The 11,858-nt window shown below is 69.9% G+C and carries 9 protein-coding genes, 1 tRNA gene and 2 pseudogenes; 6 read left to right on the top strand and 6 right to left on the bottom strand.

Annotated features, from left to right (window positions below; genetic code table 11):
* Window positions 1–121, bottom strand: a pseudogene (locus CCR97_RS32360) (IS110 family transposase); the annotation flags it as partial.
* Between the two features lie 175 nt (window positions 122–296).
* Window positions 297–1,655 carry a 3-phosphoshikimate 1-carboxyvinyltransferase gene (aroA, locus tag CCR97_RS22545; RefSeq protein WP_111359923.1) on the bottom strand — a complete coding sequence of 453 codons (1,359 nt, stop codon included), beginning with the start codon at window positions 1,653–1,655 and terminating at the stop codon, window positions 297–299.
* 308 nt (window positions 1,656–1,963) lie between these two features.
* Between aroA and CCR97_RS22540 the strand changes: the two genes are divergently transcribed.
* Both CCR97_RS22540 and CCR97_RS22535 read left to right on the top strand, forming a co-directional pair.
* Window positions 1,964–2,362: a TIGR02300 family protein gene (locus tag CCR97_RS22540; protein WP_111359924.1), complete on the top strand. Its 399-nt coding sequence runs from the start codon at window positions 1,964–1,966 to the stop codon at window positions 2,360–2,362.
* A 185-nt stretch (window positions 2,363–2,547) separates the two neighbouring features.
* Window positions 2,548–2,623: transfer RNA gene (locus CCR97_RS22535), tRNA-Ala, on the top strand.
* A gap of 177 nt (window positions 2,624–2,800) precedes the next feature.
* Here CCR97_RS22535 and CCR97_RS22530 read toward each other — a convergent pair.
* Window positions 2,801–3,811, bottom strand: a complete 1,011-nt coding sequence (locus CCR97_RS22530; protein ID WP_111359925.1) for a LysR substrate-binding domain-containing protein — start codon at window positions 3,809–3,811, stop codon at window positions 2,801–2,803.
* A 289-nt stretch (window positions 3,812–4,100) separates the two neighbouring features.
* Here CCR97_RS22530 and CCR97_RS22525 point away from each other — a divergent pair, with 289 nt between their 5' ends.
* Both CCR97_RS22525 and CCR97_RS22520 read left to right on the top strand, forming a co-directional pair.
* On the top strand, window positions 4,101–5,120 hold the full coding sequence (locus CCR97_RS22525; RefSeq protein ID WP_201159871.1) for a Bug family tripartite tricarboxylate transporter substrate binding protein: 1,020 nt from the start codon (window positions 4,101–4,103) through the stop codon (window positions 5,118–5,120).
* A 232-nt stretch (window positions 5,121–5,352) separates the two neighbouring features.
* Window positions 5,353–6,384 carry an amidohydrolase family protein gene (locus CCR97_RS22520; RefSeq protein WP_111359162.1) on the top strand — a complete coding sequence of 344 codons (1,032 nt, stop codon included), beginning with the start codon at window positions 5,353–5,355 and terminating at the stop codon, window positions 6,382–6,384.
* A gap of 37 nt (window positions 6,385–6,421) precedes the next feature.
* Here CCR97_RS22520 and CCR97_RS22515 read toward each other — a convergent pair whose 3' ends face one another.
* On the bottom strand, window positions 6,422–8,032 hold the full coding sequence (locus CCR97_RS22515; RefSeq protein WP_146618858.1) for a hypothetical protein: 1,611 nt from the start codon (window positions 8,030–8,032) through the stop codon (window positions 6,422–6,424).
* Window positions 8,033–8,770: 738 nt separating this feature from the next.
* Here CCR97_RS22515 and CCR97_RS22510 point away from each other — a divergent pair.
* Both CCR97_RS22510 and CCR97_RS22505 read left to right on the top strand, forming a co-directional pair.
* A complete protein-coding gene (locus CCR97_RS22510; protein ID WP_146618859.1) occupies window positions 8,771–9,853 on the top strand; it encodes a hypothetical protein in 1,083 nt (360 codons plus the stop codon).
* A gap of 70 nt (window positions 9,854–9,923) precedes the next feature.
* A complete protein-coding gene (locus CCR97_RS22505) occupies window positions 9,924–10,895 on the top strand; it encodes an amidohydrolase family protein (protein WP_111359165.1) in 972 nt (323 codons plus the stop codon).
* Between the two features lie 70 nt (window positions 10,896–10,965).
* On the opposite strand, the gene CCR97_RS22500 is transcribed toward CCR97_RS22505, so the two are convergent.
* Together CCR97_RS22500 and CCR97_RS22495 are read right to left on the bottom strand one after the other, a co-directional pair.
* Window positions 10,966–11,106 carry a hypothetical protein gene (locus tag CCR97_RS22500; protein WP_170146133.1) on the bottom strand — a complete coding sequence of 47 codons (141 nt, stop codon included), beginning with the start codon at window positions 11,104–11,106 and terminating at the stop codon, window positions 10,966–10,968.
* Window positions 11,107–11,365: 259 nt separating this feature from the next.
* Window positions 11,366–11,858, bottom strand: a pseudogene (locus CCR97_RS22495) (hypothetical protein); the annotation flags it as partial.

The raw sequence follows: 11,858 nt of genomic DNA, 5'->3' as shown, positions 1-11,858 counted from the left end.
ACGCCTCCACCTCCTTGCGACGAAGCCGCTTGCGCAGCACCGGCTGCTCGGCCGCGTCCACCCCGTGCAGTTGAAAGATATGCTTCGACGTATCCATTCCGATGCGGATACTCTGGCTCACGGACGGACCCCTCGTTTGAGATCTTCACCGACCTCATTCTGGCACAGCGATGCCGTAGGGGGCCGTCCACACCATCAAGCCCCTGTGTTTCGTGAGCCACCGGCACCGGGGTTATGGATCCCGGGCTCGCGGACCTGCGGTCCGCGCCCCGGGATGACCCCGGAGAGTGCCGCCCCTACCCGATATCGGCGCCCAGTCCCCGCATCGTCTCGACGAAACCCGGGAAGCTCGTCGCGATGAAGGCGGCGTCGTCGACCGCGACGGGCGTCTCGGTGGCGAGCCCCATCACCAGGGCCGACATGGCGATGCGGTGATCCATGTGGGTGGCGACCGTGCCGCCGCCCGGCGGGCGGCCCTTGCCCCCAAATCCCTCGACGATCATGTCGTCGCCGTCGAGCGTCACCGTGACGCCGTTGACCCGCAGGAGGTCGGCCGTCGCGGCGAGCCGGTCGGATTCCTTCACCCGCAGCTCCTTGAGGCCGCGCATGACGGTGGTGCCGCGCGCAAAAGCGGCCGCGACGGCGAGCACCGGGTACTCGTCGATCATGGCCGGCGCCCGCTCGGGCGGCACCTCGACGCCCGACAGCTCCGAGAACCGCACCCGCAGGTCGGCCATCGCCTCGCCGCCGTCCTCGCGGGCGTCGACCTCCTCGATCGCGGCGCCCATCTCGCGCAGCGTGGTGATCAGCCCGGTGCGCAGCGGGTTGGTCATCACGGTCTCCAGCACGATGTCGGAGCCCGGCACCAGGAGCGCCGCGACCAGCGGGAACGCCGCCGAGGACGGGTCGGCCGGCACCACGACGGTCGCCCCGTGCAGTTCCGGCTGCCCCTTCAGGGTGATTCGCCGCCCGTGCGCCCCCTCCGGCACCACGGTCACGGTCGCCCCGAAGTGCAGCAGCATCTTCTCCGTGTGGTCGCGGGTCGCCTCGCTCTCGATCACCACGGTCTCGCCCGGCGCCGACAGGCCGGCGAGCAGCACGGCCGACTTCACCTGGGCGGAGGGCACCGGCGTGGCGTAGACGATCGGCAGCGGGTCGCGGGCGCCGGCGAGCATGATCGGCAGGCGATCCCCCTCCGCGGCCTGCAGCACGGTCGCGCCCATCTTCACCAGCGGATCGAGGATGCGACGCATCGGCCGGCGGCGCAGCGAGGCGTCGCCGTCGAACATCGCCGTCACCGGGCAGCCGGCGACGGCGCCCATCACCAGCCGGGAGCCGGTGCCGGCATTGCCGAAGTCGAGCGTCTCGGGCGGCGCCGCGAAGCCCCCCACCCCGACGCCGTCCACGGTCCAGGCGCCCGGCCCGGTGCGCGCCACGGTGGCGCCGAGCAGGCTCATCGCCTTGCCGGTCGCCAGCACGTCCTCGCCCTCCAGCAGGCCCGTGACGGTGGTACGGCCGACCGACAGCGCGCCGAGAATCAGCGCCCGGTGCGAGATCGACTTGTCGCCCGGCACGCGGACGCGGCCGGCGAGCGGGCGGGCGCCGCGGGCGACGAGCGGCATCGGGGCGGCGGTCGAGGACGCGGTCGAGGACATGGGCTGGACCCCGGGAAACGACGGCGGGAGATCGGAAAGCGGGCTGTCTTACCGGGGATCGCCGGTCCCGCCCACAGGAATCTCGGGGCCGCCGCCGGACGGGACCAGGCCGCCGATTCGGCCGGCGCCGACCTTTCACCAGGAGCGCCGCTGCCCATGGGGCGGCCGGCCGACCGACCGCCCGCGGGGCCGCCGCGAATCACCCGACATGGCTGTCCGGCACCGCGCCGGCGCTATTGACAGGGGACATCTGAGTCGCCAGACGAAGGGTCCGTTTTTTCCGACTTCCGCTTCAAGGATTTCCGACCGTGGCAAAACCCGAGCTCGGTACGAAACGCCTCTGCGCCTCGTGCGGCGCCAAGTTCTACGATCTGTCCAAGGACCCGATCGTCTGCCCGAAATGCGGCACCGTCTACGAGGTCGCCGCCCCGGTGGCGCCGCGCGGCGGCCGCTCGGAGGCCGCCCGCATGACGACCGAGAGCGAGCTGCCGGAGACCACCGAGGCCGAGTTCGTGTCGCTCGAGGAGGCCGATGCCGAGGCCTCCGGCAAGAAGGTGACGGCCGGCGAGGACATCGCGGATGTCGACGAGGACGTCGATCTCGACGAGAGCCTGGACGACGACGCCTTCATCGCCGAGGACGAGGAAGAGGACACGGACGTGTCGGAAATTCTCGGCGGCGACATCGAGGACGAGGAAGAGACTTGATGTCCGGCCCAAGGTGTGGTTCTAAGCGCGGCGCCGACGCGCCGGGCCTTGAACCGGCAGGCGACCGGGCCTAGAAGGCTCGGGACGACACCCCGGCGGGACGGACCGCCGATCTGGCCGAAAGGCCGGCGGACAGCCTCGGGGTGAGACTTTCGACACGGAACGCCCAAGCCCGTGTCGCGCGTGGGGCCATAGCTCAGTTGGGAGAGCGCTTGAATGGCATTCAAGAGGTCAGGGGTTCGACTCCCCTTGGCTCCACCAACTCTCCAGAGACCCGGACAGCCTCCGATATCCGACGATCGCCGGTGAGACCGGCGCAAGGCCGATGCCGCGGGTTCGCCGTGGGCCGTCATGGCCACCGTCCGGCTCCGGTCCGCGATACCGCCTGATCACGACAGCGCTGTGTCGCCCCTGCGGCCTCGCCCGGGCGCGCGAGAATCACCCGACCTCGGCCGCCTCCTTCGCCGGCGCCCGCGACCGCCGGCCGGCCGCACGAGCCGCCGCCATCACCCCCGAATCACCTGGGCCCGCCGCCTCGCGACTCTCGGCCTCCTCGCGCAGACAGGCGTCGACCACGGCGACGAATCGCGTCGCCACCGGCGACGCATGCGGCGCGCGCACGGCGAGCATCAGCCGGCTCTCGGCGTCGGCCGCGGCGATCGGCCGGGCGACGACGCCGGCCATGCCGACGGAGGCGTAGCACTGCGGCAAGAGCGACACGCCGAGCCCGGCCGCCACCAGGCCCAGCACGGTCGTCAGCTCGCGGCTCTCCTGCACGACGCGCGGCAGGAAGCCCGCCGCCGCGCACAACCGCACGGTTTGTTCATGCACGCCGCAGCCGAGCGGCCGCGACACCATGACGAAATCCTCGGCCCGCAGATCGGCCATGGCGATCGGCCCGGCCTCGCCGGCGAGCCGGTGCGTCTCCGGCAGGAACACGGCCAGGCGGTCGCGCCAGACCTCGTGCAGGGCGACGCCCGGACGCGGCTGCGCCCCGTTCGCCGGACGGAGAATCCCGGCATCGAGCCGGTCGTCGTCGAGCGCGTCGAGCTGATCCCGCGTCGACATGTGGAGCAGCTCCACCTCGACGCGCGGATGGGCGGCCCGGAACGAGCGCATGATCCGGGCGAAGACGCGCGACAGCGGCACCGAGCTGGTGAAGCCGAGCCGCAGCACGCCGGCCTTGCCCTCGGCCGACTGGCGCACCAGCGCGGCCGCCTCGTCCATCTGGCGCACCGCGCGGCGGGCGCTGTCGAGGAACAGCCGGCCAGCCTCGGTCAGCTCGACCCGGCGGCGGGTGCGCACCAGGAGGGCGGCGCCGAGCTCCTCCTCCAGGGCCTTGATCTGCATGCTGAGCGGCGGCTGGCTGACGTTGAGCTGGCGGGCCGCCCGGCTGAAGCTGAGCGCCTCGGCGACGGCGATGAAGTAACGCATCTGCCGGTCGTTCATGGTCGCTCCTCGTTGGCCGGCACCCGCGGCGGGTGCGTCCCGGGTGATATCGGTTCCGAATAACCGGACGGCCGAGAACATATTGGACCGTATCAGTAAGCCTCCGATACGCTGCCGGCAACACGGGCGATCCTGGCCGCGCCGCTTCTGTCGGATGGCCCGGACGGCCGTGCGACGGCGCCGCGCGGTCCTCGACCGCCCCTCCCCGGCCGGCGACGTCCCCTGCGCATCCTCGATCCTCCCGCCGTCGGCTCGCGCCGACCGCCGCCCCTCGCAGGAGAACCCCGCCATGTCGGCCCTCTTCCGGTTTTCGCCTCCGGCCCCCAGTGCGGGCTTCGCCCGCGCCCTGCTCGTCGCTGCGGCCGCCCTGCTCGTCGCGCCCACGCTCGTCGCGCCCGCCGCCGCCCAGGCCGACCCGGCCGCCGGCTGGCCGGCCCGCAACGTGCGCGTGCTGGTGCCGTTCGCGGCCGGCGGCCCGGCCGACCTCGTCGCCCGCGAGATCGCGCAGCGGCTGGGCGAGGACCTCGGCCGCGCCTTCATCATCGAGAACCAGGGCGGCGCCGGCGGCAAGCTCGCGGTGATCAACGTCGCCCGCGCCGAGCCGGACGGCTACACGCTCCTGTTCCCGGCCTCCGGCAACGTGGTGAGCCACCCGCTCGCCGAGCGCGACATGAGCACGGTCGAGCAGCTCGTGCCGATCGGTCTCGTCTCCAACAGCGCGCACGTGCTGGTGATCAACCCGACCCTGCCGATCCGCACGATGGCCGACCTCGTCGCCTATGCGAAGGCGAACCCCGGCAAGCTGCATTTCGGCTCGGCCGGCACCGGCGCGGTCGCGCATCTCGGCATGGAGATGCTGAAGCTGGACGCCGGCATCGACATCGTGCACGTGCCCTATCGCGGCACCTCGCAGGCCGTGATCGACGTGATGTCCGGCCAGATCCAGGCGACCTTCTCGTCGATGCCGTCGCTCAAGGGGATGATCGACCAGGGCACGCTGCGGGCGCTCGGCATGACGTCGAAGAGCCGCGCCGATTCGGGCTTGCCGCTGATCTCCGACACGGTGCCGGCGTTCGGCTATACGACGTGGTACGGCCTGTTCGCCCCCAAGGGCACGCCGCCCGCCATCGTCGAGAAGATCAGCGCGTCGCTCAAGAAGGCGGTCGCCGACAAGGCGCTGCAGGAGAAGCTCGCCGTGCAGGGCATGGACCTCGACTGGAGCAGCCCGGCCGAGCTCGACGCCCTGATGAAGAAGGACATCGCGAAGTGGTCGAAGGTCATCGAGGCGGCGAACATCCGCCTGAAGTGATCACGAATCGCGACGACCGGCGGCGCCGCCTCCGGCGCCGCATGTTCGAGCGGCTTTCGGTTGTGATGAATCGGACCCGACTGCCGCTCGTCCCCGCGCAGGCGGGGACCCAGGAGCGACACGGCACGGCGCCCCTGGATCCCCGCTTGCGCGGGGATGAGCGGAGTGTCGGGCCACGTCAGCGGAAACCGCTCTCGACCTAAGACACACGACGACCGCACGCGAGACCGACATGATCATCGACTGCCACGGCCATTACACGACCGCGCCGGCCGCGCACGAGGCGTGGCGTACCGCGCAGCTCGCCGCCGCGGCGGCGGGACACGCCGCGCCGCCCTACCCGACCATCACGGACGACGAGATCCGCACGAGCATCGCGGCCGGCCAGCTCGCCATCCAGAAGCAGCGCGGCATCGATCTCACGCTGTTCTCGCCCAAAGCCTCGGCGATGGGGCATCATCTCGGGAACCGCGACACCAGCGCCGCGTGGACGCGGCACTGCAACGACCTGATCCACCGCGTGTGCGGGCTGTTTCCGAAGAACTTCGTCGGCGTCGCGCAGCTCCCGCAGGCGGTCGATGCGGCGCCTTCCGACTGCATCCCCGAGCTCGAGCGGTGCGTGACGGAGCTCGGCTTCGTCGGCTGCAACCTCAATCCCGACCCGTCCGGCGGCCACTGGCGCGGCCTGCCGATCACCGACCGCTCCTGGTATCCGTTGTTCGAGGCCATGGTGGCGCTCGACGTGCCGGCGATGATCCATGTCAGCGGCGCGTGCAACTGCAACTTCCACACCACCGGCTCGCACTACATCAACGGCGACACCACGGTGTTCATGCAGCTGGTCGAGGGGAACCTGTTTGCCGACTTCCCGGCCCTGAAGCTGATCATTCCGCACGGCGGCGGCGCCGCGCCGTATCACTGGGGCCGCTATCGCGGTCTCGCCCAGCAGCTCGGCCGGCCGACGCTCGACCGGCATCTGATGAACAACCTGTTCTTCGACACCTGCGTCTATCACCAGCCCGGCATCGACCTGCTGACCCGGGTGATCCCGGCCGACAACATCCTGTTCGCAACCGAGATGCTGGGCGCCGTGAAGGGCATCGACCCGCAGACCGGCTTCAATTTCGACGACACCGGCCGCTACGTCGCGGCGGCGCCCGCCCTCGATGATGCATCGCGCAAGAAGATCTTCGAGACCAACGCCCTGAAGGTCTACGCCCGCCTGGCGGCGCAGATCGAACGGCAGGCGGCGCAGGCGGGGTGAAGGGCTCGGCGAGGCGCCAAATCCGGAAGCGAGGACCCTAGAACCTCGCGCGTAGCCAACCGCGGGCATCTGTGCACAGGTCAGGTGGACTGCTCGGCGTGACGGTCCGGCGCCAGTCTTCGAATTTTGGAGATTTGGAAAGGACCCGATCCAGACCGCGTTCGGCAAGATCCGGCCGTCCGAGCCGCAGCAGAGTGACGAAGAGCGCCTCGTGCGCCTGGCTCGTGGTCCGCGCCGCCCCGCTCACCTCCACGGCCATCCGGTCGGCGACCGGCCGGGCTGCTGCTCCGGCGCGGCACAACCCCAGAATTGCTGCGGCGTTCGGAATGCTCTGTTCCGCGAAGGCGAGACGCACGAGGGTCGGCACCGCGGCCGCACCAAGGTCACCGAGCCTCATCGCCAGCTGATTATCGACCATCCGGTCGGTGAGCAGATCACGCCGGCCCAACACGGCGAGAATCCCCGGGCCGACGCTGGAAAATCGCTCGGCAGGCAGGGCTGCGAGCAACCCTTCGAGGACGCGTGCGGTTTCGAACGATCGCTCCGACGCCAGCGCTTTCTCGATCGCCGGCACGATCGAGTCCACCCGGTCGACGAACAGCGCTGGCCTTACCGACAGACCGGCGACGTCGTGCACGGTGATGTGGCGGGTCGGGTCGGCGATTACCCGGTCGAGCGTTTCCAACGACAACCGCAGGCGCGGGTCAAGGATTTGCTCGATATCCGGTCCAGGTGTTGCGTCGATCGCGGTGCCGCGGGTCGCAACAGGGGACGCGGTCAGCCCGAGCGCCCGTGCAACGACGTCAAACGCTGCCCCTCCGTCGACGCGATCGCCCCCGAGACCACGCGGCTTGTCTCGCATGAGCAGGGCGGAGCATTCCCATTTTGCCCGAGCCGAGTTGAGACCACACCCTATGATGGGGATGGGCAGCCAGAAAAAGGGAGACGCCTCCCCTGCCGCGAGTTCGATCTTTTGACCGCGGCGGTCAACGACCGTGATGTGGAACAATTTGTACGGAAGCAGAATTCCACCGTGCGTTTCGGTACGGGCGAAGGCGGTCACGGTCGGAAGGCTGGGATCTCGAGGCGCCGAGATCTCGCAAACGCCGTCGACCAAGCGCCGGCCCTCAAGCACACCCGATAAGAAGACCCTGGATTCCCTAAGCCGCGGGTCGCCCCGAAGACGATTACACACGGTGCGGCCACCGATCATGTGCACCCGATGAGTCGCACCGATTTCGCCTGCCGCAATCGCATAGACGGCCGGAATATCGTAGGTTTTGATAAAGGCGCCCGCTGCACCATTGAACGCCTTGCTGGTCTCGTCGAAGACCAGGGCCTGTGCGCCGGGATCGAAAGCGATCGACTTGCCCTCGTTCTGTTGGCGGATATCCGCATCGAGCCGATGCAGGTCGACGTGGCTGAAGGTCGCCAGCGCCGCACATCCTCCGAACCAGACGGCGGGCGCAATCAGCCACCATCGGCTGATCCGTCCGCCATACGCTTCGGCGGCGAGCGACAGAAATCCGATATTGATGGTGACCACCGACCAGAACGGGGCCATGAGCATCATCAGAAAGATGCCGGGGATCGGGATGAGCTGCAGGACGAAGACGACCGCAGTCAGCGCGAACCAAATCAAGGACACGGGTAGGCCTAATCCGGTCATAGCGAGAATACTATCCTACTGTCGTATATGGTCCGTAAACCCGGCCTCGGAGGACGGCCGACAACGAGGCCAACAATGCGGCTTTGTCCGCCCCACCGAGTACGGGGCTTTGCACAAGAGGCGCTCTCTCCGGAGCGGCCTCGCGGCGCCGAGTCCCCGCGTTGCGGTGTCGCGTCGGTATTCCCGTTGCGCCCACGCGCCGGCCACTCACAAGCGCACCGTCCGAACCGACCGGCCCGAAAGCTGCGCTCATAAAAACAAAAATCGTCTCTGGGGAGAAAAGCGTGACCAACCGAATCCCGAACTGAGTCCACGTCGCCGGCCTGGCGCTCGCAGTCGCCAGCGCTGCGACTCTGGCGCAGGCCCAATCGCCGGCCCCGACCCCGTCGGCGCGAGGGCTTCAACTTCGACGACACCGGCCGCTACGTCGCCACGGCGCTCGCCCTGGACGATGCATCGCGCAAGAAGATCTTCGAGACCAACGCCCTGAAGGTCTACGGCCGCCTGGCGGCGCAGATCACGCGGCAGACGACGTGAGCGCCATGGGCCCAGTGCTGCGTTCGTCGTGAGGCTGCCCGGCGAACTCTGCATACCAATGCACACCCCCTCCCGGGCCACCATTGCGGCGCGGGGGAGGACCTGCCACGTCTTCTCCCCGCGAAACATGCGCCGGCCTCGACGCCGGCCGCCGAACAAGACGCTCAGGGAGAGAAACGCATGGCACTCCGTGTCCCGACCTGCGCCCGCGGCGCAGGCGTGGCGCTCGCGCTCGCGAGCGTCGCGGTGCTGGCCGGTTGGCCGGCCGCCGCCCAATCGCCGGCAACGCCCGCGACACCGCCCACCGCACCCTCCGCTGCGCCGGCAGCGCCGTCCGGCGCTCCCGCCACTACGGCGAAGCCGGGCGCGCTGCCCGGCGGCCGCATGGTGACGCAGGGGCAGGCGAAGGTGACGACCGAAAATCTCTACAAGTGCCCGGTGACGGTCTCCAACCATCGCGGCTCGGCGATCGGCACCATCACGGCGACGGACGGCACCGTGATCACGATGCCGGCGCCCGTGCAGTACGGCAAAGGACCGATCGCCGCCGACCTCTACAACGAGTGCAACCAGATCACGCCGGCCAAGAGCGCCGACGTCGACGCCTCCAAGGTGCCGGTGGTCGAGATCGATCCGGACGGCGAGGTGATCACCGGCCACATCGTCGCCGACAACTATTTCGAGCTCTACGTGAACGGCAAGCTGGTCGGGATCGACCACACGCCCTACACGCCATTCAACTCGGCGATCGTGAAGTTCAAGGCGAAGAAGCCCTACACGATGGCGTTCCTGCTGGTCGACTGGGATGAGCAGCTCGGCATCGGCATGGAGCTGTTCCAGGGCAATCCGCGCCATCCCGGCGACGGCGGCCTGATCGCCCGCTTCTCCGACGGCACCGTGACGGACTCGAGCTGGAAGGCGCAGACCTTCTACATCGCGCCGCTGAACACGCCCGACGAGGTGGAGGAGAAGGGGAACGTGCACGACACGACCAAGCTCGGCCGCGTCCACCCGGTCGCCAAGAAGCCGCCCTGCGCCGACGCCTGCTACGCCGTGCACTACAAGATCCCGGACGGCTGGCAGGGCGCGGCCTTCGACGACTCCAAGTGGCCGCGCGCCTACGAGTACACCGACACGGACATCGGCGTGACGGCGCTGCCGGCCTACACGCGCTATCCCGAGCTGTTCGACGGATCGCGCTGGATCTGGTCGTCGAACCTGGTGTTCGACAACGTGGTGATCGCCCGCAAGACGGTGCGTTGACGAAGTCTCCGCGCGCCGTGGGACGTGTCCGCGGCGCGCGGAGGCTCGACGTGATCAGGAAGGACACTGCATGCCGACGACGACGCCCGCTCGCCCCCGCGTGATCGCCATCGAAGAGCACTACTGGGACGCCGAGATGGCGGCGCTGTTCCGCGGGTCCGAGGCGGCGCGCCCGGGGCCGCTCGCCGACAGCCTGTACGATCTCGGCGAGGCCCGGATCGCCGCCATGGACGCCGCCGGCATCGACGTGCAGGTGCTCTCGCACGGTGCGCCGTCGGCCCAGAAGCTCGACGGGCCCGAGGCGGTCGCGCTCACCCGGCGGGTCAACGATCGCCTCGCCGCCGCCATCGCGACGCATCCGACCCGCTTCGCCGGCTTTGCGGCGCTGCCGACCACCGACCCCGTGGCCGCCGCCGACGAGCTATCGCGCTGCGTCGAGACGCTCGGCTTCAAGGGCGCGATGCTGCACGGGATGGCGCACGGCCTGTTTCTCGACGATACGCGCTTCCGGCCCATCTACGCCCGCGCGGAAAAGCTCGGCGTGCCGATCTACCTGCATCCGTCGCTGCCGCATCCGGCCGTCACGGCCGCCTATTACGACGACTACGCGGCCAACTTCCCGACCGTCGTGCGGCCCGCCTGGGGCTTCACGGTGGAGACCGCGACGACCGCGCTGCGGCTGATCCTCTCCGGCGTGTTCGACGCGCATCCGAATCTGCAGATCGTGCTCGGCCATCTCGGCGAGACGCTGCCGTTCCTCCTGTGGCGGATCGAGAGCACGCTGGCGCGTCCGGGACAGAAGCGCGTCGCCTTCCGGGAGATCCTGACGCGGAATTTTTCGGTGACGACCAGCGGCTTCTTCTCGACGCCGGCGCTGATGTGCTGCGTGATGGAGCTCGGAATCGACCGGATCCTGTTCGCGGTCGACTGGCCGTTCGCCGACAACGCCGCCGCGGTCGACTGGATGGCGGGCGTGCCGCTCGCCGCCGCCGACCGGCACAAGATCCTCGCCGGCAATGCCGAGCGGCTGTTGCGGATGTGAGGAGCGACGGGTTCCGCGGCCGACCGGCCGCGAGCCGGTCGGGCAGCCGCCGGTCAGACGGACGGCCGCATCACCAAGCGCCGACCCACTGGCCGACGTCATAGACCGCCGCCGCCGTCACGCAGACGGCGAGGCCGCCCCAGACGAGCGACAGCGCGATGGTCCGGTTGGCGCGGATCAGAGTGTCCTTCTCGACCATGTGATGGGCCATGGGAGGCCTCCGCGGGTCGTTGACAATGAAAACGGGACGCCTGGACAAACGGGCGCGCCTGGACAAAGAGCCTCGGCACGATGCGAGCTCGCGTCGCGAGCCGGCGACAATCAACAACGTAAACGATCGATGAATGTTCCGATGACCGAACCGGGTACCGGACCGACCAGGCACCCGCAATCCGCAGTTGCACGAAGGTCGCGGAGCCGAGCGCGCCACGCGGGAGCGCGGCGCCACTGAACTCTCCGATGCCGATAATTCAGCGTCTCGTGGCGCCCGGCGACACCGTCGTCGTGGTGCCGAACGGACCGTAGGTCGGGAAGATCAGGTCCTGGGTCGTGCCCGGCGTCGCCCTGGCGGTCGGCGCCGGCGAGGGTGCCGACCGATAGACGACGCGCGGCTTCGGCTTCTTGCGCGGCGCCGGCTTCGCGGCGCGCTTCGGCTTCGTGGCAGGCTTGGCGGCAGGCTTGTCGATCGGTCTGGCCACCGGCGTCACGGCCTGGGGCGCGGCCGCGGCCGGAGCGACGGCCGGCGCCACCACCGCCACGGCAGCGTCGGTGACCTCGGGCGCCGGCGGGGCGACGACGGAGGGCGTCGCGACCGGCGCCGCCGCAAAGCCGAGCGCCACCGGCTCCTCCGCGGGCGCGGGCATGGTGGGGGCCGACGCGCGAGCGTCCGCCCCGAGGCCGAGCCGCTGGACCGTGTCGTCCGCCGTCGTCTCGACCGCGGCCACGGGGCCGACCGCGATGGCG

Origin of the sequence: Rhodoplanes elegans (assembly GCF_016653355.1) — a bacterium.
GTDB classification, from domain to species: Bacteria; Pseudomonadota; Alphaproteobacteria; order Rhizobiales; family Xanthobacteraceae; genus Rhodoplanes; species Rhodoplanes elegans.
Note: the sequence above shows the minus strand (reverse complement) of the source record. Positions and strands in the feature narration are given on the sequence as shown.